This is a genomic window from Rhodococcus sp. Eu-32 (genome assembly GCF_003336925.1).
Taxonomy (GTDB): Bacteria; Actinomycetota; Actinomycetes; order Mycobacteriales; family Mycobacteriaceae; genus Rhodococcoides; species Rhodococcoides kyotonensis_B.
Genome location: NZ_QGNK01000004.1, coordinates 1 through 24,669 on the forward strand (window position 1 = coordinate 1; position 24,669 = coordinate 24,669).

Here is a 24,669-nt window from a genome sequence, read left to right on the forward strand (position 1 = left end):
CACCAACCGCGCACCGACCTGCAACGGCCAGAACAACTCCCACACCGACACATCGAACGTCACCGGCGTCTTCTGAACGACGACATCGGAATCGGTCAGCGCGTACTCCGCCTGCATCCACACCAGACGGTTCACGATCGCCGCATGCGAAATCGCCACACCCTTCGGCCGACCCGTCGACCCCGACGTGAACAACACATACGCCACATGCTCAGGGCGCAGAGGCCGGACCCGATCCGCATCCGACACAGGCTCATCGGAGAACCCGCCCAGCTCGACCTCGTCCACGACAACGACATCCACACCATCAGCAGCGAAGCCATCCCGCGACGTCGACAACACCGTCGACACCCGCGCCGTCTCCAGAATGTAAGCCACCCGCTCGCCAGGCTGATCCGGATCCACCGGCACATACCCCGCACCAGCCTTGATCACGCCATACAAACCGACCATCAAATCCAACGACCGGCGCATCGCCACAGCCACCAACGACTCCGGACCCACACCCCGCGAAATCAAGTATCTCGCAACACGATTCGCCCGAGCATCGAACTCCGCGTACGTCAGCGACTCACCCTCGAACACCAACGCCACCGCATCCGGCGACGCCGCGACCTGCGCATCGAACAACGACACCAACGTCGCCGCCGAATCCACCACGCGTGCAGTGTCGTTCACCCCGGCCAACAACACCCGCTCAGCATCGTCCGCCAGATCGATGTCGCCGACCCGCACCGTCGCGTCGGATGCCACTGCAGCAAGTATTCGCACGAACCGGCGACCGATCAGTTCGACGGTCGACGCGTCGAAGATGTCGGTCGCGTACGTGATGCCGATCGACAGGCCGGTGCTCTGCTCGACCACGGTGCTGCGCTCGAGAACGGAGAACTCGAGGTCGACTTTGGCTGTCGCGACGTCGGTTTCGAGCGCACGCGCGGTGAGACCGTCGAGCTGCAGGTCGATGTCACCGACGTCACCGAAGGTCAGCATCACCTGGTACAGCGGATGCCGTGACGTCTCCCGCGGCGGGTCCACCAGTTCCACGACGCGTTCGAACGGCACATCCGCGTGCGTGAACGCGGCGAGATCCACTTCGCGTGCATGCCCCACGAGTTCACCGAAGTGCGACGCCCCGTCGACCTGGGTCCGTAGGACCAGTGTGTTGACGAACATGCCGATGACGTCGTCGAGAACGGCCTCGCCGCGACCGGCCACCGGCGTTCCGATCGCGATGTCGCCGGTGCCGGACAGCCGTGCCAGCAGGACTGCCAACGCCGCGTGCACCACCATGAACACGGTGACTCCGTGCTCGCGGGCGATCGACACGAGCCCGGCGTGAGTCGCCGCGTCGACCATCGTCGTGTGCCGCGCGCCGGCTCCGGAGGGAATCGGCGGATGACGTCGATCCGTCGGCAACTGCAGCTGGTCGGTTCGTTCGGCAAGCGTGTCGATCCAGTAGCGCTCCTGGACCGCGATCGGCGACGCGGGCTCCTCCGACAGCCCGAGTACCTCTCGTTGCCACAGCGTGTAGTCCGCGTACTGCACCGGCAGAGGCTGCCACCCGGGTGCGTGACCGGCGCTACGCGCCGCGTAGGCCTCCATGATGTCGCGTGTCAGCGGAATCATCGAGAACCCGTCCGCCGCAATGTGATGCACGGCCACGACGAGTACGTGCTCGCGTGCGTCGATCTGTAGCAGTCGAACTCGCAACGGCGGGGCGGCGGTGATGTCGAAGGGTTCGGTCACCGCAGTCACGATGTGACGTCGGAGGTCGGCGACGTCGACCGACGATGCACGCCAATCGATGTCGATGTCCGAGGCTGCGTGGACAAGCTGGTATCCGATGCCGTCCTGCTCGGGATAGGTCGTCCGGAGTGACGCATGCCGTCTGATCACGTCACCGACCGCGTTCTCGAGTGCCCATTCGCGAAGGTCTCCGCTGAGCCGTAGAGCGACCGAGATGGTGTTCACGAACGACCCTGGATCGAGACGGTTCAGAAACCACATGCGTTGCTGCGCCAACGACAGCGGTATCCGCTCCGGCCATGTGCGCGGTGAGAGAACCGAGTCGGGCGACCGACCTGCTGGTTCGGCGTCGTCGATCAGGCGAGCCCACTCGGCCACCGTCGACGCGTCGAAGAATTCTCGAACTCCGATCCGGACTCCGAACCGACTGTTCAGCCGCGCAACGACCCGCGTGGCACTGAGGGAATTGCCACCGAGTGCGAAGTAGTCGTCGGTGCGTCCGACTCGACGCACGCCGAGAATCTCCGAGAACACTGCGGCGACAGCACTTTCGGTATCGCCGACGGGTTCTGCGAATTCTTCGCGTTGTTCCGACGGTTCCGGCAAGGCCGCGCGGTCGAGCTTTCCCGACGTCCCGACGGGCATCCGGTCCAGAACCACCAGCTGCGACGGCACCATGTACGCCGGCAGCGTGCGTCGCAGTTCCGCCCGTAGCGCGTCGACGTCGAAGTTCGATTCTGCTCGACGAGACGGCACCACGTACCCGACGAGTCGATCACCACGAACGACGGCAGCGCTGTCCGCGACGTAGTCGTGCGCCTGCAGGACGGCTTCGATCTCTCCGAGCTCGATACGGAGCCCTCGGAGCTTGACCTGAAAGTCGGTCCGACCGAGATAGATCAATTCGCCGCCCGCGGCTCGTCTGACGAGGTCGCCGGTGCGGTACATCCTCTCGCCCGGACGGAACGGATCGGCGACGAATCGCTCGGCTGTTCTCGCGGGCGCGGACAGATAGCCACGCGCGAGTTGCACTCCGGCGATGTACAACTCGCCGACGACGTCAGGCGGCACACGGCCGAGCCCGGCGTCGAGGACGTACAGTTCGGTGTCGTCGACTGCCGTGCCGATAGGCACGACCACGTCGTCGGCGTCGGTCACCTCGTGGTGCGTGACGTCGACGGCTGCTTCCGTCGGGCCGTACAGATTGTGCAGTGCTGCAGCATGTTCGACGCGGAATCGAGCCGCAGTCGCGGCCGGTAGCTCCTCGCCCGACGCGAACACGTAGCGCAGCGTCGGCAATTCACTCGTCGTCGGCGCGTCGACGAAGGCCGCGAGCATGGACGGCACGAAATGCACGACCGTCACGCTCGATCGACGAACGATATCGGCGAGATGGTCCGGATCGCCGTGCGCCCCCGGGTCTGCGAGCACCAGACGGGCGCCCACCTGCAGCGGCCAGAAGAACTCCCACACCGACACGTCGAACGTGAACGGCGTCTTCTGCAGGACGACGTCGTTCTCGGTGAGTACGTAGCGGCGTTGACGCCAGGCGATATTGGCCAGAATCGCCCGGTGTGACACGGCGACGCCCTTGGGGCGGCCGGTGGATCCGGACGTGAACAGCACGTAGGCCAAGTCGTCGGGACTAGCCTGACCCGCCATGCCGTCGTTGTCTCGGTCGACGTCGATGTCGATGTCGATGTCGTCGATCGTCAGCGTCTCGGCCTGCAGTCCGGGGGCGATCCTGCTGTCGGTCAGCACGACGACCGGTGTGGCCACCGACAGCACGTACGCGAGTCGGTCGACCGGATGGTCGGGGTCGAGTGAAACGTAGGCCGCGCCGGTCTTCAGGATCGCGTACATGCCGACGACGAGATCGACGGATCGGTGGAGGGCCAGTCCGACGGTGGTGTCGGCCCGCGCACCGTGGGCACGGAGCGTCTGCGCGACAACGGTTGCCCGACGGTTCAGCTCGGCGTAGGTGAGTGCGTCTGCGCGATGCTCGACGGCAATACGGTCCGGAGTGAGTGCGACGCGTGCTTCGAATGCCTCGATCAGTGTCCGCGGCCTGTCGTTCGGTTGCGGCGCCGGATCGAGACCGAGAACGTCGGCCGCCGTCACGAGCAACGCATCCACTGCACGCTCGAGCGCGCCGCCATCGGTCGACGCACTGTCGGGAGCCAGCGCGGACAAGACCAGAGGTACGAGTGATTCGGGTCCGAGGACGCCGCCCATGGCCTCGTCGAGAGCACGCAACTCGGAGTCGACGCGGGCGAGCGTAGGACTGACGTCGCCCAATGTCACGGCCGTGCGATCGGGTGCGACCTGCGCCGCGCGCGCGATCAGTGACGGGACGTCGCTGATCGACAGCACACCGGCAGGTGGTCGTTCGTCAGCCACGCGACAGTCCTCTCATCCCCATTCTCGACGGCAACGAACAGACGATGTGCCGAGACCGGTTCGGGCTGTACGTCGATGCTGAGCTATCGGATGGTGCGCCGTCGGGCGACGGCAAACTCCAGGCTACTGAAACAAATGCCTCCCTCCAGTTCGGAGGGAGGCATTTGTGAAAATTCTCGAGCGGTGTCCGTCAGATTCCGAGCGCGCGTGCGAGCACGGGCCACGAGTTCTTCAGGTCGTCATCCCAGTAACCCCACGAGTGCGTGCCACTGTCACGGAAGTTGTACGTGGCCGGGATACCGAGCTGGTTGAGCTTGTTCTGCAGATTGTGCGAGCAGTAGTTGGTCGCGGCCTCGATGACACCGCCGACGATGATCTGGTTGGCCAGGGTTGGCACTCGGCCGTTGATGTCCGGGCCGTTCAGGTTGTCGTACATGCCAGGCAAGCCGTTGCCGTTGGAGATGTACAGATCCAGCCCACGCAGCTTCTCTGCGTTGACGTACGGATCGTTCTCGGCCCACGTCGGGTCGTTGTCCGGCCCGTACATGTTGAGGGTGCTGCCGCCGCCGTACAGCTCGACGACCTGCTTGACGAAGGTCTGGCCGATCGGGTCGGACGTCTGCGCGCAGCCACTGTACGCAGCGACGCCGCGGTAGAGGTCGGGCTTGGCGATCGCGAGCTGCAGGACGGAGGTGCCCGACGAGGACAGTCCGGCGATGGCATTGACGCCGTTGGTTCCGAGGGCCGCGTCGACCAACGGCGGGATCTCCTCGGTCAGGAACGTCTTCCACTTGTTGACACCGAGGACGGGGTCGGCCTGCTTCCAGTCGGTGTAGTAGCTCCACTTTCCACCGATCGGCGAGACGACGTTGATGTTCTTGTCGCCGAAGAACTCGTACGCGTCCGTTCGCGCTCGCCAGGTAGCGGAATCCTCGCCGCCACCAGCTCCGTTCAGCATGTAGAGCGTCGGTCGAGGAACGCTCGTGTCACCGGGACGCAGAACGTCGAGCGGGATCTCCTCGTCCATCGCGGCCGAGTAGACGTACATCGTCAGCTCTCGGTCGTTCTTGGTCTCGATGCGGGTGACCTTGGAACCGTCGGCAGACGTCGCGGATGCCAGAGGCGCAGCGTTGTCGACGACGGGATCGGCGGACGCCGTCCCTGCAAGGCCCGCGAAGGGCACCACCAGTGCGACGGACACGACCGCCATCCGTGTGAACACGGAGGACAACGTGCGCGGCTTCGTTCGACGCATAAGTTCTACTTCCACCATTCTGTGAGGTTTCACTCGCTCGGCTTCGTGGCTTCCCACTCGCTCGAACGACTCGGGTGTCCATCCGGACGTACCGTACCTGCCGACCCCTAATCGACATACTTCCGTTATCCGTTACCGATTCGTGTTCGTGAGATGTACCGAACCCACAGCCTCTTCCATCGGCAAGTCTCCCACTGTCGACGTCGGATCGAATACCGCGGCCGTCAGTACCCGGCGAAGAGCATGACCGAGAGCGACGACGGTCGACTCGTCGAACAGTTCGGTCGCGTACGCGATCTCGATCGACATGCCGGCGCACGATCCATCGGGTTCGGTCGCCTCGACGAACACGAAGTGCAGGTCCAGTTTTGCGGTGTCGACGTCCGTTCCCATCGCCTCCATCGTCACCCCGCCGAGTTCGGCCACCCGCTGCTCGTAGTTCTGGAACGCCATCATGACCTGGAAGAACGGCACCTGCGACACCGGCCGAGCTGGTAGCAGTTCGTTCAGCAGCCAGTCGAACGGAATGTCGGTGTTCTCGAACGCCGCTATGTCTCGGCTACGGACGTCGGAGAGCAGCTCCGCGAACGACATCGAGGTGTCGACGACGGTGCGAAGCACGACCGTGCTGACGAACATTCCGACCAACCCGTCGAGCAGTTCGTTACCGCGGCCTGCAGTGGGCGCTCCGACGGTGACGTCGGTGTTACGCGACCACCGAGCCAGTACCACAGCCATCGCCGCGTGCACGACCATGAAGCGTGTCGTTCCCGCCGCTCGCGCACACCGATCGATCGCGGCGTGTACATCCCGGTCCAGCGCAACACTCACCGAGCTTCCCGCCATCGTGCGTACCTCCGGACGAGGACGGTCCAGTTCGACGTTCAGCAGATCCGGCTGGTCTGCGAGGGTCTCACGCCAGAACTGCAACTGACGACTGGCGAGCGACGCCGGGTCGGACAGCTCGCCGAGTCTCTCCCGTTGCCACAGTGCGTAGTCCGCGTACTGAACCTTCAACGGTTCCCAACCGGGTACCTCCCCCGCAGCTCGAGCGGAATATGCCTGCGTGAGGTCGCGCGCGAACGGGCCGAAAGACGATCCGTCTGCCGCGATGTGGTGGAACACGACGACAACCACGTGCTCCGACGCCCCCAGCCGGAACAGCGTCATTCTGATCGGCGGCTCGCACCCGGTGTCGAATCCGACGGCGAGCAATCCGGCCATGCGGTCGGGCAGATCGTCCTCCGTCACGTCGATCGGTGACAGGTCGAGTGATACCGCCTCGGCGGGCAGAATGTCCTGCACGGGAACATCGTCGACTTTGGGATACACGGTCCGAAGTGATTCGTGACGCTCGACGACGTCGCGCGCGGCCACGGCCAACGCGTCCGCGTCGATCGCTCCGGTGATGCGAACCGCGACCGGAATATTGAAATACGGCGACTTCGGAATCCATTGCGCCAACGACCACGTCCTCTGCTGCTGCACCGACAGTGGGATCATGTCGGGCCTCGGCCTGCCGATCAGCGGCAGTCGCCGACCGTCGCCCACGTATTCGTCCAAGGCCGAGGCCAGTTCGGCAACCGACGACGCATCGAACAGCAGTCGAAGAGGAACGGAGGCGTCGAGTGCGTCGCCGAGTCGCGACACCACTTTCGTCGCGAGCAGTGAATTGCCGCCGAGTTCGAAGAAGTCGTCGTCGAGTCCCACCTGCGGCAGGTTCATGACGTCCGCGAACACCGTCGCAACAGCCTCCTCGACACGCGTGGTCGGCGCACGGCGCTCCGCGACCGACACGACCGGATCGGGCAAGGCCGCCCGGTCCAACTTGCCGGTCGCAGTCGTCGGAATGGCGTCGACGACGATCAGGACGGCGGGAACCATGTGCTTCGGCAGCGTCTCCTTCATCAGCGTTCGCACTGCGTCCCTGGCGACATCGGTCCCGGGTCCGGCTGGCGTCACGTATCCGACGAGCCGGTCGCCGCGGACATCGACCGCAGCGCCGCCCACAGAATCGTGCTGCAGCAGAACCGTTTCGATCTCCCCGAGTTCGACGCGCTGGCCACGCAGCTTCACTTGGGAGTCGACACGCGCCACGTAGACCAGCTGTCCCGACCGAGTACGTCGAACCAGATCACCGGTCCGGTACAACCGTTCCCCTGTCGTACGGAACGGGTGCGCGACGAATCGTTCGGCCGTCAGGTCCGGTCGATTCTCGTAGCCGCGCGCCACTTGGACACCGGCCAGATACAGCTCGCCGACGACACCGACGGGCGACGGCTGCAGACGTGAATTCAGCACGTAGGCACCGCAATTCCAGACAGGGCTTCCGATCGGAACTCCCTCGCCTGGGCCCGTCGGAGACGACTCGCTCGGGTCGTAGCGGTGCGCCGTCGCATGGACTGCACATTCGGTCGGACCGTACAGGTTGTGCAGCGTCGCCGACGGCAGAGACGCCGACGCCGTTCGCGCCGCGGCCCGTCCCAGCTCCTCACCGGCTGCCAGCACGTGTCGAAGAGAGTGCAGCCGGGCCGGATTCACCTGAGCTGCGAAGACGGACAGCATGGACGGAACGAAAGATACCGCCGTGACACCCTCCGACTCGATCGTCGACGCGAGATACTGCGGGTCACGGTGACCGTCGTGCGCGGCGATCACGAGACGGGCACCACCTGCGGTCGCCCCGAACAATTCCCACACCGACACGTCGAACGTGAGCGGAGTCTTGTGCAGCACGACGTCGTCGGCATCGATTCCGTATTCGGCAGCGAGCCAGGACACTTGGTTGACCACTGCCGCATGCGACACCGCGACGCCCTTCGGTCGCCCCGTCGACCCGGATGTGAACATCACGTACGCGGTGTTGTCGGAACGCAGCGGTCGAATGCGATCTGAGTCGGTGACCGGGTCACCGGAGTACGCGCCGATCACGTCGTTCTGGAGCTCCGACAGCACCACGACCGGACGCGCCGCGGCCAACACCTGCTCGGTCCGGGTCGTCGGCTGATCGGGGTCGATCGGCACGTAGGTGCCACCTGCGGCCACGATCGCGTGCACGGCGACAACGAGATCCATCGACCTGTGCATCGCGACGGCCACCCGGTCCTCGGGTCCGACGCCGCACGAGATCAACCATCTCGCTGTGCGCGCCACCGTCGCGGCGAACTCACCGTAGGTCAGCAGTGCGTCCCCCTCGACCACCGCGACGGCGTCGGGAGTTCGGGTTGCCTGCCGATCCAACAACTCGGGCAGCGTGTGGACGAACGGAACCACGGTCGTCGTGTCGTTCCACTCGGAGATGGTGCGGCTGAGTTCCGTCGCGCTGACAAGACCGATGTCGCCCACCGCCACGGACGGATCCGACGTACCTTCCTCCAGTACCCGTATCCACTGTTCGCCGATCTCGCGCACAGTCGACTCGTCGAACAGGTCCGTTGCGTAGGTGATCGATCCGATCAGACCCGGCCGCCCCTCCGTGTCCGTCGCCTCCTGAACCACGAAATGCAAGTCGTACTTGGCCGATCCCGGGTCGAAGTCGACGGTGTCGACGCGCAACCCCGACAGCTCGAGCGTGCCCCATCCCAGGTTCTGGAAGCTCAACGCCACCGGCACTCGCGCACCGTTGATCCACCGACGCTCGGAGTCGATTTCCTCGAGAACGCGTTCGAACGGGACATCCGAGTGCGCAAATGCGTCGAGATCGATGTCACGGGTGTGCGCGAGCATCTCGGCGAACGTCGTCGACGACGTCGCTCGGGTCCGGAGAACCATCGAGTTGACGAACATTCCGATCAGGTCGTCCAACTCGGCGGCGCCTCGGCCTGCTGTAGGTGAACTGATCGCAACATCCTCGGTTGCGGCCAATCGTCCGAGCAGGACCGCGAGGGCAGCATGGAACACCATGAACAACGTTGCATTGTTCGCGCGTGCAAGAGCCTCGGCTCTCGCGCGGAGATTCGAGGACACGGCGAACGTCACGGTCGCTCCGGAATAGCTGGCAGGACCGGATTTCGGTCTGTCGAACGGGAGATCGATCCCCTCCGACAAACCGTCCAGCTGTTTCCGCCAGTAGTCCAGTTGTCGCGCCGCAAGCGACTGCGGATCTTCCGGAACGCCGAGGACGTCTCGCTGCCACAGTGTGTAGTCGGCGTACTGGACCGCGAGCGGTGGACGGTCGGGCGACCGACCTTCCGACCTCGCGGCGTACGACACCATGACATCTGCAGTGAGCGGGCGCATCGAGAATCCATCCGCCGCGATGTGATGCGCGACGAACACCAGCACGTGGTCGTCGTCGGCGATTCGGAGCAGTCCGGTCCGGAGCGGTACCTCGGACGAGACGTCGAAGCCGCGAGTTGCGATGTCCTCCACGGTAGCTCGAAGGTTCGCTTCGTCGACTACGGCCGGCGTGAGGTCGAGGACGACATCGTCCACGTCGCAAATCAACTGATACCCAACACCGTCCGCCTCGGGATACATGGTGCGCAAGGACTCGTGCCGCGCCAACAAGTCGCGAACGGACGCTCGGAGGGCGTCCTCGTTCAACGGTCCGGACAGCCGAACTGCCACCGGAATGTTACGGACTCCGGAGCCGGGATACAGACGGTTCAGGACCCACAGCCGCTGCTGGGCAAGGGACAACGGGATCCGATCCGGGCGACTCCGCGGAACTGGCGCCGATCGGCGGCAGGAATCCACCAACGTCTCGACCTTGGCCGCGAAACTGCCGACCGTCGACGCCTCGAACAGCAACCGAAGCGGGACCTGTCGGTCGAAGCGCTCCGACGCCCGGGCGACGACCTGCGTTGCGATCAGCGAGTTTCCGCCGAGCGCGAAGAAGTCGTCGTCCAGTCCGATCTTCTCCACACCGATCACTGCGCCGAAGATGTCGGCCACGGCGAGTTCGGTGTCGGTGACCGGCGCCCTGTATTCGGTTGCAGCGAACTCCGGTTCGGGTAGGGCCTTGCGGTCGATCTTCCCGGTCGCGCCCAACGGCAGAACGTCCATCACGATGACCGCCGACGGCACCATGTACGACGGCACGGCCTCGGACACGAACGTCGTCACATCGGCCGGCGAGATGTCGGTGGACGACGCAACGTAGGCGACCAAACGGTCACCGAGTGTGGCGTCGCGATGCAGAACGACCGCGGCGGATTCGATGTCGGGGTGGCGCGTGAGCACCGCTTCGATCTCCCCCGGTTCTATCCGTTGGCCACGCAATTTGACCTGGAAGTCGGTGCGCCCCTTGTAGATCAGCTCGCCGTCGCGTGTCCACTGCACGAGGTCGCCGGTACGATACATGCGCGATCCGGCACCGAACGGATCAGCGACGAATCGATCTGCCGTCAATCCGGGCCGACGTCGGTATCCGCGCGCCAACTGCATACCCGACACGTACAGCTCACCCGACACGCCGACGGGCACAGGCTGCAGACGAGCGTCGAGAACTCGCAGTTTCGTGTTCCACACCGGCGCACCGATGGACACGGGGCCATCTGTGTTGTCTGCTCGGGATGCCGTGACGACCTGAACCTCGGCGGGTCCGTACCAATTGTGCAGATCTGCATCGTTGTTCGCACGGAACAGCTCGATGGTCGACGGCGTCAGCGCCTCGCCCGCCACGAAAACACGTCGAATCGAAGACCCGAGCGCACCCGCGGCGTGGCTGTACGCGACCAGCATGGACGGAACGAAGTGGATCGTCGTGACGCCACACCGTTGAATCACCTCGCGTAGGTACTCGGGATCCCGATGCCCACCGGGTTCGGCGACGACGATGCGTGCGCCGGTGTGCAACGTCCAGAACATCTCCCACACCGAGATGTCGAACGTCGTGGGTGTCTTGTGCAGCACCACATCGGTCTCGTCGAGGGGATAGTGCGCCTGAGCCCAGGACAACTGGTTCACCGTGGCGGCATGGGTGATTTCCATACCCTTCGGCAATCCGGTCGAACCTGACGTGAAGATCAAGTAGGCCGCGTCCGTCGCACGAAGAGGCCGAGCCCTGTCCATGTCCGTCACCGTCGAATTCGGCTGCGACGAGCAGTCCAAGTCTTCGAAGTAGGTCGTTCGAGGGCCGTCATCGGATGGAATGAAGTCGTCACACCGTCTGGTCAGGACGATCGCCGGGCCGGCAACGGAGATGATCCGCTCGTTGCGCTCCATCGGCTGTTCCGGATCCACCGGAACATACGCAGCGCCGGCCTTCATCACCGCGTACACGGCCACGAGCGCATCGAACGACCGCGCCATGGCCACGGCGACGGTCACCTCGGGCTGAGCGCCCATCGACATCAACTGCCGCGCAGTACTGTTGACGACAGCGTCGAATTCCGAGTAGGTCCAGGACCGGTCCCCCTCGACCACCGCAACTGCGTCCGGCGTGCGTCGAACCTGTCGGTCGAACAACTCGACCAGGTGGGTCGCAGGATCGATCCAATGGTCCGTCGCATTCCATCGGTCGACGATGTCGCAGCGTTCGACGGAATCCAGAACGTCGATGTCGCCGACCACCATGTTCGGAGTCGACACGGCCGCGGTCAGCATTCGTACGAACCGGCGTCCGACCGCGTCGATGGTGGTGTCGTCGAACAATGCAGTCGCGTACATGATCGATACGGCGACCCCGTCGACGGACCCCGCCGTGTCGAATTTTTCGACGAAGCTGAACTGAAGGTCGTATTTCGCTGTACGAGTGTCGGCGTCGACACCCGATACTGTCAGGCCGCCCAGTTCGAAGTGTTCTCGCGCGAAGTTCTGGAACACCAGAAGGACTTGGAACAGCGGCGAATGCGCCGTCGAACGCGCCGGCGACAGTTCGTCGACCAGCCACTCGAATGGCAGGTCTGCATGGCCGAAGGCCTCGATATCGGTGCGCCGCACCGATTCCACCAACTCGTCGAAGGAGGCCGCGGAGTCGACCTGTGTGCGCAGGACGAGCGTGTTGACGAACATACCGATCAGATCGTCGAGGGCCGCGTCCCCACGACCGGCAACGGGTGTGCCGATGCTGATGTCGGACGAACCTGCCCAACGCGCCAGCAGTGCAGCGAGGACAGCGTGCACAACCATGAAACGCGTTGCCCCACAACGCCGGGCAAGTGCATCGAGCGCCACATGTACCGAGCGGTCGATCTCGAATGTCGCGGACGCACCTGCCAAGGACTGAACGGCGGGACGCGGCCGGTCGGTCGGCAGATCGAGCACCTCGGGTGAATCGGCGAGATGTCCGCGCCAATAGTCCAATTGCCGACGCGCGATCGAGGCGGGGTCATCGAGCTCGCCGAGAATGTCTCGCTGCCACAGGGCGTAATCCGCGTACTGAATCGGCAAGGGAACCCAGTCGGGTTCCTGGCCGATGCTGCGTGCGGCGTACGCCGTCATGACATCACGCGCCAACGGCGCGATCGACGATCCGTCTGCGGAAATGTGATGAACGACTACAACGAGAACTCGGTCGTTTCGCCCCACTTCGATCAGCGCCGCACGGAGTGGGACGGCTGACGCGACGTCGAATCCCCTACCGACTGTGTCCGAGACGACCTCGAGAAGACCCGTTTCGGACACCGCGATCGGATTCAGGTCCAACGCGACTTCGTCCACCGAGACGACGCGCTGGACAGGAGTTCCGTCGACCGTCGGATAGTACGTCCGCAGCGCCTCGTGCCGGCCCACGACATCGAGTACGGCACCCTTCAACGCATCGACGTTCATTTCACCGACGAGACGAACAGCCATGGGCACGTTGTAGACGGCCGATTGCGGATCGAGCCGGTTGAGGAACCACATGCGCTGCTGCGCGAGGGAGAGCAGCACGTGCTCTGGACGCTCACGTGCCACCAATTGCTGTCGCCCGCCGGCACCGACCGACGACTCGACCCGTGCAGCGAGGTCACCGACCGAGGATGCGTCGAACAGCATTCGAACCGGAACCCTCGTGTCCAACGCCGCACCCAGACGGGCAACGACCTGTGTCGCGATCAGCGAGTTACCACCGAGTTCGAAGTAGTCGTCGTCCACTCCGACGCGCGGGGCGCCCAACAAGTCCGCGAAAACGTCAGCGACGATCTCCTCAACGGGCGTCTGCGGAGCTCGGAACTCACGCACCTCGAACACCGGCTCCGGCAACGCCTTCCGATCCAACTTGCCCGACGCACCCACCGGCAACTCGTCGAGCACCACGAACACCGACGGCACCATGTACGACGGCAGCGTCCGCGCCACCGCGGTTCTCAGCTCGTCGACATCTACCGCACCGCCAGCCACGACGTACGCCACCAGCTGATCACCACGAATATCGGCCACCGCACGCGACACCGAATCACACTGCACAACAGCCGCTTCGATCTCACCCAACTCGATCCGCTGACCGCGCAACTTCACCTGGAAGTCCGAGCGGCCCACGTACAGGAGCCGGCCCGACGCATCCCACCGCACGAGGTCTCCCGTGCGATACATACGCTCCCCAGCGCTGAACGGACTCGCCACGAACCGATCCGCCGTCAGATCCGCGCGACCGAAATAGCCCTGCGCCAACTGCATACCCGCGAGGTACAGCTCACCCACGACGCCGACCGGTGCGAGATGTAGTCGCGAATCCAAGACGTACGCAGCCGAATTCGACACAGCCGTACCGATCGGAACATCGGAAGCAGTGGCGTTTCCGTCGAGCGAGTAGGCGGTGGCGTGCACCGTGAACTCGGTAGGCCCGTACAGATTGTGCAGCTGCGCCGACGGCATCACTTGCCGAGCAGCGTTCGCGACCGACGATCCGAACGCCTCACCTGCCACCAACACGTGTCGCAGCGAGCGAACCGCCTCGGGCGACACCTGGGATGCGAATGCCGCGAGCATCGACGGAACGAACGACGTCGCCGTCACACCCTCCGACTCGATCACCGACTCCAGATACTGCGGATCCCGATGTCCGTCCGGTTCGGCGACGACGAGCGTGCCGCCGGCAGCCAACGTGCCGAACAACTCCCACACCGACACATCGAACGTGAACGGAGTCTTCTGCAACACCACATCGTCGGAACCCAGGCCGTACTCGGCGACCAGCCACGACACCTGGTTGACCACGGCCGCATGCGACACCGTCACACCCTTCGGCCGACCCGTCGAGCCCGACGTGAAGATCACGTACGCTGCATCGTCGCGGTTAGGAAGCGGTAGCGTCGCACCGTCGGAAGCGAGGCTCCCCAGCACCTCCTCCGTCAACACCAGATTCGGGCGCACCAGATCGAGAATGTATTCCCTGCGCTCCACCGGATGATCCGGATCGATCGGTACGTAGGCGGCACCCGCACGAATCACGCCGTACAGTGCAGCCAGCATGTCGTTCGACCGCCGCATCGCCACGGCCACGGTGCTGCCGACTTCGACACCCGCAGCACGCAATCCCGACGCGATCGCCGTCACTCGCGCGTCGAATTCGGCATACGTCCACGACGAGTCACCGAACCGTACGGCCACCGCGTCCGGTCGCTCCGCCACCCGCCGAGCGAACGCAGCGAGAACTGTTGCGTCCGAATCGATGTCGACCACCGCACCGACGGACGAAGCCAGCAACGTTTCGCGCTCGGCTTCGTCGACCAGGTCGATGTCACCGACGACGACGTCCACATCCGTGGTGATTGCACCCAGCACCGACAGAAGACGCGTACCCAGGTCTTCGATCGCGGAGGCGTCGAACAGATCGGTGGCGTAGGTGACGTCGACGCGATACGCCGACGCGCCGCCGGCATCCACGCTGTCCGACACGGTCAGCTGCAGATCCATTTTGGCCACGGTGGCGTCGAATTCGACTCCGCTGATGGTCAATCCGGGCAGCTCGAACGTGCCTGCGCCGATGTTCTGGAACGCGAGAAGGACCTGCACCAGCGGATGCCGACCCCGCGAGCGAGGCGGATCGAGCACCTCGACGAGACGCTCGAACGGAATGTCCGCGTGCTCGAATGCTTCGATGTCGCTGTGTCGCACTGCGGCGAGGATGTCGGTGAAACGCGATCCCTCGTCCACCCGTGAGCGCAGCACAAGCGTGTTGACGAACATTCCGATCAGGTCGTCGAGGGCCACGTCACCGCGTCCCGCGACCGGTGTACCGATCGCGACGTCGGACGTGCCTGCCAACCGGGACAGCACCACGGCCAACGCTGCGTGCACGACCATGAACGGCGTAGCTCTCTGGTCACCGGCGATCGTGTCGATGCCGGCGCGCAGATCGGCACCGATCGAGAACGTGTGCATCGCACCCAGTCCCGACGCGGCGCGTGGCCGCGGTCGGCTGGTGGGAATGTCGAATTGTTCGGGCAGATCGGCCAGCTGGTCGACCCAGTAGCTCTGCTGGCGCGACAGCAGTGAGCGTGCATCGTCCTCGGACCCCAGCACGTCCCGCTGCCACAGCGTGTAATCGGCGTACTGCACCGGTAGCGGAGTCCACGCAGGAACGCCTCCGTTCACCCGCGCCGAATAGGCGATCATGATGTCCCGGGTCAACGGCCCGACCGAGAAACCGTCCGCCGCAATGTGATGCACGACCACGAGTAGCACATGGTCGTCGTCTTCGACCCGTAGCAGCCGCGTACGCACGGGCGGCTCCGTCGTCACGTCGAATCCGCGCGCGAACAGCTCGAACGCGGAGCCGAGAACGTCGTCTTCGGTGACGCCACGCGGCTCGAGATCGACCTCCACGTCGGCGAGGGCGAGCACGTGCTGATAGCCGACTCCGTCGACGTCGGGATACACGGTGCGCAGAATGTCGTGACGCGCAAGCACATCGGTCACCGCGACACGCAACGCAGCGACGTCGAGGTCACCGCGCAGGCGCACCGCCACCGGGATGTTGTCCGTCGCAGAGTCCGGGTCGAGACGGTTCAGGAACCACATACGTTGCTGGGCGAGCGACAACGGCACGCGCGCGGGCATCGGACGCGATACCAGCGGTGCATGCTCCTCCCCGGCCAGTGTTTCGGCACGCGCAGCCAGCGCCTCCACCGAGGACGCTTCGAACATGACACGGACGGGGATTCGTCGTCCCAGCGCAGCACCGATACGTGACAGTGCCTGTGTCGCGATCAGCGAGTTGCCGCCGAGTTCGAAGAAGTCGTCGTCCACTCCGACGCGCGGGGCGCCCAACAAGTCCGCGAAAACGTCAGCGACGATCTCCTCAACGGGCGTCTGCGGAGCTCGGAACTCACGCACCTCGAACACCGGCTCCGGCAACGCCCTCCGATCCAACTTGCCCGACGCACCCACCGGCAACTCGTCGAGCACCACGAACACCGACGGCACCATGTACGACGGCAACACCTCGGCCACAGACGCTTTCACCACATCGACGTCGATCGCCTCGACGGCCGGGACAACGTACGCAACCAGGCGATCCGAGCGCACCGCGACCGTTGCCCGAGCGATCGACGGCAGCCGGTCCAGAGCCGCGTCGATCTCACCCAACTCGATCCGCTGACCGCGCAACTTCACCTGGAAGTCCGAGCGACCGACGTACGCCAGTACCCCATCAGCGGTCCAGCGCACCAGGTCACCCGTGCGAAAGAGGCGATCCCCGTTCCCCACGGGACTCGCCACGAACCGATCCGCCGTCAGATCCGCGCGACCGAAATACCCCCGAGCCAACTGGACACCACTCAGGTACAACTCACCCACCACACCCACCGGCACCGGATGCAACCGCGAATCCAGAACGTACACAGCACAATTCCACACAGGTCGGCCCATCGGGACACCCGAGGGCACCACATCGCCGGCCCGGAGCGTATAGGCCGTCGCATGCACCGCGAACTCCGTCGGGCCGTACAAGTTGTGCACACCTGCAGCAGGCAACGCCGTCCGCACCGCATCGGCGACGGCAGCAGGGAACGCCTCACCCGCCACCAACACATGCCGAAGCGACTGCAGCCGTGACGAATCGACCTGGGCAAGGAACACCGACAGCATCGACGGCACGAACGACGTCGCCGTCACACCCTCCGACTCGATCACCGACCCCAGATACTCCGGATCCCGATGTCCGTCCGGTTCGGCGACGACGAGCGTGCCGCCAGAAGCCAACGTGCCGAACAACTCCCACACCGACACATCGAACGTGAACGGAGTCTTCTGCAACACCACATCGTCGACGCCGAGACCATACTCGTCGACCAGCCACGACACCTGATTCACCACAGCCGCATGCGGCACCGCCACACCCTTCGGCCGACCCGTCGACCCCGAGGTGAACAACACATACGCCGCATTCGACGCACGCAACGGCTGCATACGGTCGACGTCGCTCACCGCGCCGGCCGAGAACCCCTCGAGCGGGAGTCGATCCACCGCAACATGCTCGAACGCCACCTCGTCCCGCGACGTCGACAACACCACCGACACACCGGCCGTATCGAGAATGTACTTGTTGCGCTCCGCAGGCTGGTCCGGATCCACCGGAACATACGCCGCACCTGACCGCAGCACCGCGTACAGCGCCACGAGCATCGAGGTCGAACGACGCATCGCCACCGCGACCGTCCGCTCCGGACCCACTCCCTCCGAGATCAGGTAACGCGCAAGACGATTCACCCGCGCATCGAACTCCGCGAACGACAGAGCCGTCCCCTCGAACACCACCGCAGTCGCATCCGGACGTGCCGCCACCTGCGCATCGAACGCATCCAACACTGTCGCACCCGCGTCCAACGCACATGCGGTGTCGTTCCAAGACAACAGGATTCGCTGCTGCTCGCTCGAATCCAACAGATCGATATCCCCCACCGAGGCGTCCGAACCCGACGTCACGGCCTCGAGAACACGAACGAGCCCGGCAGCGAATCCGGCGACGGTACTCTCGTCGAACAGGTCCGTCGCGTACGTGAATGCGATGCTGTACCCGTTGTTCGAACCGTCGGCCGAAAATTGTTCGACGACGGTGACCTGCAGGTCCATCTTGGCGGTCGTCGTGCCGATGTCGACGGCGGACACGGTCAGACCGGGCAGTTCGAACGTCGTGCGCGGGGTGTTCTGGAACGCGAGAAGCACCTGGACGAGCGGGTGCCTGCCCTGCGATCGCGGCGGATCGACGACCTCCACCACTCGCTCGAAGGGCACGTCTGCGTGGCCGAAGGCAGCGAGGTCGATGCGCGCGACATCGGCGAGCACGGAATCGAACGATGCTGCGGGGTCGATGGGTGTCCGGAGGACCAGTGTATTGACGAACATGCCCACGAGATCGTCGAGTGCGGCGTCGCCACGTCCTGCGGTCGGCGTTCCGATTGCGATGTCGGCGGTCGCGGACAGCCTCGACAGCAGCACGGCCAGTGCGCCGTGAACGACCATGAACGGCGTCGCACGGTGCTCGCGCGCGAAGCGTCTTATGCGCGTGTGCAACTCGGACGCGACGTCCACGGTGACCGACGCGCCGAGACCCGACGCGGTGCGGGGACGTGGCCGGTCGGTCGGCAGTTCGAGCTGTTCCGGCAGCCCGTGCAACTCGTCACGCCAGAACCGTTCCTGGACGGCACCGACGGATTCCGGGTCGTTCGAGTCGCCGAGTACGCGGTGTTGCCACAACGCGAAGTCGGCATACTGCACGGGCAGAGGCGGCCATGTCGGCGCGGCACCCTCGGCGCGCGCCGCGTAGGCAATCATGACGTCGCGGGCGAGAGGTGCCATCGACGAACCGTCCGCGGCGATGTGATGGGTGACGAGGACGAGAACGTGCTCGTCGTCGGCCACGCGGAGGACGCGGGTGCGCAGCGGGACCTGCGATTGCACGTCGAACGCTGCTCCGACGACGGCTACGACCTCGGACGCCAGAGCATCCTCGGCGATCCGACGCGGCTCGAGGTCCACGTGGACCTCGTCGGCGCCGAGAACCGATTGGGTTCCGACTCCGTCGATCTCGGGGTAAACCGTGCGCAGTACTTCGTGCCGAGTGATGACGTCGTGCACCGCAGCGGCCAACGCCTCGAGATCGAGGGATCCGCTCAACCGGACCGCGACCGGGATGTTCTCCGTCGTCGACTCCGGGTTCAGGCGGTTCAGGAACCACATGCGCCGCTGAGCGAGCGACAGCGGAACGACGTCGGGACGATCCGCAGGCACCAGCGGGATCGCCGCCCCACTTCCTGCGTGTTCCTCGACCCGAGCCGCCAGAGCGGCCACCGTCGGGTCCTCGAAGATCGCCCGGACGGGCACCTGCGTGTCGAGAGCAGCACCGAGGCGGGCGACGACCTGAGTCGCGAGCAGAGAGTTGCCACCGAGCGCGAAGAAGTCGTCGTCCGCCCCCACCCGATCGGGACCGAGGACATCTCCGATGATGGCGGCGACAGTTTCCTCGACGGGCGTCGTCGGCGCGCGATAAGCGGTGGTCTCGAAGACCGGGGCGGGAAGGGCCGCACGATCGACCTTGCCGTTGACCGTCAGCGGAATCGTGTCCAGCACCACGATCGACGAGGGGACCATGTACGACGGAAGTTCCTGCGACAGAGCCTTCTTCACCGATGCCGGTTCGACGTCTCCGACGACGTACCCGACGAGCGTGGTGCCCATGTGCCGATCGACGTGATCCACGACGACGACGTCGCCGATGCCGTCCACAGCACGCAGCGCGGCCTCGATGTCGCCCAGTTCGATACGGAAACCCCGAACTTTCACCTGATGGTCGACGCGGCCGACGTAGTCGAGTTCGCCTGCCACCCACCGCACGAGGTCGCCTGTGCGGTACATCCTGGACCCGTCGGCACTGTAGGGATTCGCCAAGAACCGCTCCGCCGTCAGGTCACCGCGTCCTCGATAGCCACGCGCCAGTTGCACGCCCGCGAGGTACAGCTCGCCGACGACACCGTCGGGCACCGGCGACAACCGAGCGTCCAGCACGAATACCTGTGTGTTCCACTGCGGCAGACCGATCGGGATGGATCCGATCTCCTCCGACGGTTCCGTAACGGTGTGCCGCGTCACCGATACGGCCGCTTCGGTCGGGCCGTACAGATTGTCGAGACGAAGATCGTGTCCTCGTGCGGCGGCCGACGCGGTCCGCGGCGGGAACGCCTCGCCGATCACCAGGGCGCGCTGCACAGTCGACGGCAACCCGTCTGCCTCGCCGGCGATCAGCGCCGCCAGCATCGAGGGGACGACGTGAAGGGTGGTGACGGATTCGGCCGCCATCAGCGCATTCAGGTATTCGGGCTCGCGGTGGCGTTCCGGTTCGGCAACGACGAGGCGACCACCCACGGTGGGCATCGACCACAGCTCCCACACCGACAGGTCGAACGTCACCGGCGTCTTCAGTACAGCCGCATCCGACGCACTCAGCTGGTACTCGTGACGCAGCCACTCCAGCTGATTGACCACCGAACGATGCTCGACCGCAACGCCTTTCGGCGTGCCCGTGGAACCGGAGGTGAAGATGACGTACGCCGTGTTCGACGGCCGCAGCGGAGACAGGCGATCGACGTCGGTGATCGTCGTGTTCGCACGACGATCGAGGTCGAGCCCGTCCACCGCCACTACCGGGCAAAGCACCTCGGTGGTGAATTCGGTGGCCGACGACGTCAGTACTGCAGCTACGTCCGCGGTCCGCAGGATGTGATCGGTGCGTGACGCAGGTTGCGCAGGGTCCACCGGCACGTACGCCGCGCCTGCCTTGACGACGGCGTACATGGCCACGAGCAGATCGACGGACCGCGGGAAGGCAAGCGCGACCGAGGCTTCCGGGCCGATACCGAGCGAGATCAGGTGCCGTGCAAGTCGATTCACCTGCGCGTCGAACCTGCGGTACGTCCACCGCTCGTCACCGAAGACGACGGCCGTCCTCTCGGGTCCGGCAGCGACGGCCGCGTCGAACAGCGAGACCAGAGTCGCCGACGAATCCACCGGCGAGGCAGTGTCGTTGCGTGCCTCCAACGCGAGACTGCGCTCGGCCGCGTCGAGAAGATCGATGTCTCCGATCACGATGCGCGGGTCGGCGACGATCGTTCGTAGTACGCGCACGTATCGGTCGAGCGTCGCGGCCGCCGTCGAGCGGTCGAAGAGTGCCGACGCGTAGGTGAGAACGACGGCCATACCCGCTGGTGCGCCGTCGGGTTCGTAGGTGTCGGACACGACCAGATGCAGGTCGAACTTCGAGACTCCTCCGTCGGCATCGAGACCGGTGACGATCAGGTCGGGAAGCTCCAGTGCGGTGCGAGCGATGTTCTGGAACGACAACCCGACTTGGAACAGCGGGTGGCGTGCGGTGCTGCGGACGGTCCCGAGAGCGTCGACGAGGGTTTCGAACGGAACGTCGGCGTGCGCGAACGCCTCGAGGTCGGAGTCGCGGACCGAGCGAAGAAAGGTCTCGAACTTCTCGCCCCAGCGGACGTGTGTTCGAAACACGATGGTGTTGGCGAACATTCCGATCAGGTCGTCCAGTTGCGCTTCGCCGCGTCCCGCGATCGGGGAACCGACGGCGATGTCACCGCGCTGAGACAGGCGCGACAGCGTCACCGCCCACGCCGCGTGCATGATCATGAACAGCGACGCGTTCGATGCGCGCGCTGTCTCGGTCAAGGCTGCGTGCAGGTCGGCGTCCAACTCCAACGGAATCTCGCCGCCTGCAAGAGATTGGACGGGCGGGCGAGGCCGGTCGAACGGTAGGTCGAGCTGATCGGGTATGCCGGCCAACTCGGACTTCCAGAACTCGATCTGCGTGTAGGCCGTCGACGTCGAATCCTCGGCGTCGCCCAGCGTATCGCGCTGCCACAACGTGTAATCCACGTACTGGACATCCAGTGGCGTCCACTGCGGTGCGGTCCCCTGCGTCCGCGCCGAGTACGCGATCATGACGTCTCGCGTGAGCGGTACGACAGAGGAACCGTCGGCAGCGATGTGGTGGACGACGACGACGAGGACGTGTTCGGTCTCGGACAGCGCGAACAACGAGATACGCAGCGGCACCTCGGTTTCCACGTCGAACGCGGTGTCGATGCTCGCGAGCACGTCGGCGGTGACGTCGCTCTCGGTGGTACGACGGCGTTCCAGAGCGACCGACGCGTCCGTCTCGGTCAGCACGACCTGATGCGGCCCTTGCTCGTCGCTGGGATAGATGGTCCGGAGCGTTTCGTGGCGCTCGACGACGTCGGTCACGGCTGCAGTGAGCGCATCGGTGTCGAGTGCACCCGAAAGCCGCACGGCGACAGTGATGTTGTAGGCCGACGACGTCGGGTCGAAGCGATTGAGGAACCACATGCGCTGCTGCGCGAGCGACAGCGGAATGCGTTCGGGCCGCTCCCGCGCACCGAGTTCCACGCGTTGGCCCACGTCCTCCTGATTGTCGATCGCGGCAGCCAGTGCCGACACCGACGGCGCGTCGAACAGGAGGCGCGCCGGCACACGCTTGTGCAGACGCGCTCCGACGCGCGCGGCCACCTGCGTGCCGATGAGGGAGTTTCCTCCGAGCTCGAAGAAGTCGTCGTCGGCGCCGACGGTGTCGCGCGAGAGCAACTCGCCGAACACGGCGGCGACGGCATCCTCGGTCGGTGTCGACGGCGCGCGATACTCGCGTGACTCGAACGCGGGGGCGGGCAACTTCGAGCGGTCCACCTTGCCGGCACCGGTCAGCGGAACGTGGTCGATCAGCATCATCGCCGACGGCACCATGTGCTTCGGCAGCGATTCCCGCAGCCAGGCGAGCAGTGCCGCGCTGTCCGCCGAAGAGCCCTCTGCCACAAGCGCATACGACACCAGCGCGGTGCCCCCTGCCCCTGCGTCACTGCCCATCGTCAACGCGAATTCGACGTCGGGGTGCGTGGCAAGCGCTGCGTCGATCTCACCCAGCTCGATGCGGAAGCCGCGGATCTTGACCTGGAAGTCGTTGCGGCCCATGTATTCCAGGGCGCCCGACGCGTCCCGGCGCACCACGTCGCCGGTACGGTACATCCGGCCACCTGCGGGGTCGTGCGGATCTGCGACGAAACGCTCCGACGTCAGAGCCAGGCGCCCGTGATACCCACGCGCGACACCGCCGCCTGCCAGATACAGCTCGCCCGCGACACCCGGTGGAACGGGCGACAGACGGGTGTCGAGCACGTACGCACGCATGCCGTCGACGGGGTCGCCGAGAGGAATGCGCTCGCCGACGACCAAGGCCGACGACATGGTCGCGAAGATGGTGGCCTCGGTCGGTCCGTACCCGTTGAATACGGCCCGACCTGGCGCCCATCGGGCGACGAGGTCGGCACCGAACGCCTCACCGCCGACGACGAGGGCCTGCAGATCGGGCAACCCGTCACCGTCTATCGACGTCAGTGCGGCGGGAGTGCTGAAGCCGTGCGTGACGCGCTCTCGCTTCAGCAGGTCCTTCAGTTCGGCACCGCCGTAGTTGTCCGGGGGCGCGATCACCATCGTCGCCCCGGATCCGATCGCGATCAGGTAGTCGAAGATCGAGACGTCGAAGCTCGGCGACGTGAAGTGCAGGGTGCGAGATTCGGCGGTGACACCGAGCGTCCGCACGGAATGACCGCACAGATCGGCGAGTCCCGCGTGAGACACGACGACGCCCTTCGGTGTGCCCGTCGAGCCGGACGTGTAGATGACGTAGGCCGGATTCGTCGCGCGCAGCGTGCCGGTCCTGTCCGCCGTCGACACCGGGTCGCCCGAGTACTGCTCGAGACTACGCACGAAGGCGTCGTCGTCCAGAACCGACCACGTGCACGACGACGGCAGCACGTCGCGATGGATACCGACCGTGACGCCCAGCGAGGCACCCGAGTCCGTCAGCAAGTGCCGGATTCGTTCAGCGGGATACGACGGGTCGACGGGGAGGAACGCCGCCCCTGACTTGATCACGGCCCAGATGGCGGTGATGGATTCGAGCGAGCGGGTGAGTGCAACGGCGACGATCGATTCGGGACCCGCACCGTCGGCGATCAACGCCCGCGCGAGTGTCGACGAGCGTGTATCGAGTTCGGCGTAGGTCACCGTGCGATCGCCGTCGACCAGGGCGACAGCCGACGGATCGCGCTCGACTGCCGTGGCGAGCAGTGCAGGAAGAAGTGTCGCGCGCGTTCGACGGGGCTTGCGCGTTCGTGGCGTCCGTTTCTCCCGGGTTCCGTCCGTCCGTGTGGAGGGCGATTCCTTGGACGACCGTGAACTCATACGTGCAAAACCCCCGGGTGCTCGACTTTTCAGCGAGGTCGGTTCACCTCACCCGTCGCACCGAGCGAAAACCGAACGTTCCGATCGCCCTTCTTCCCGGCACAACGGTCAATTACAACACGATTCTGCTAATT

The 24,669-nt window shown here is 65.2% G+C and carries 3 protein-coding genes; all 3 read right to left on the minus strand.

Annotation, left to right across the window (positions count from 1 at the left end):
- Positions 1-4,146: non-ribosomal peptide synthetase (locus DK926_RS06560; protein ID WP_125833382.1), on the minus strand; the 4,146-nt coding region annotated here is incomplete at its 3' end.
- 190 nt (positions 4,147-4,336) lie between these two features.
- Positions 4,337-5,356 carry an alpha/beta hydrolase family protein gene (locus tag DK926_RS06570; protein WP_114329751.1) on the minus strand — a complete coding sequence of 340 codons (1,020 nt, stop codon included), beginning with the start codon at positions 5,354-5,356 and terminating at the stop codon, positions 4,337-4,339.
- A 177-nt stretch (positions 5,357-5,533) separates the two neighbouring features.
- The gene (locus DK926_RS06575; RefSeq protein WP_114329752.1) at positions 5,534-24,535 is read right to left on the minus strand and encodes a non-ribosomal peptide synthase/polyketide synthase; all 19,002 of its coding nucleotides are present in this window, start codon (positions 24,533-24,535) and stop codon (positions 5,534-5,536) included.
- Positions 24,536-24,669 lie beyond the last annotated feature (134 nt).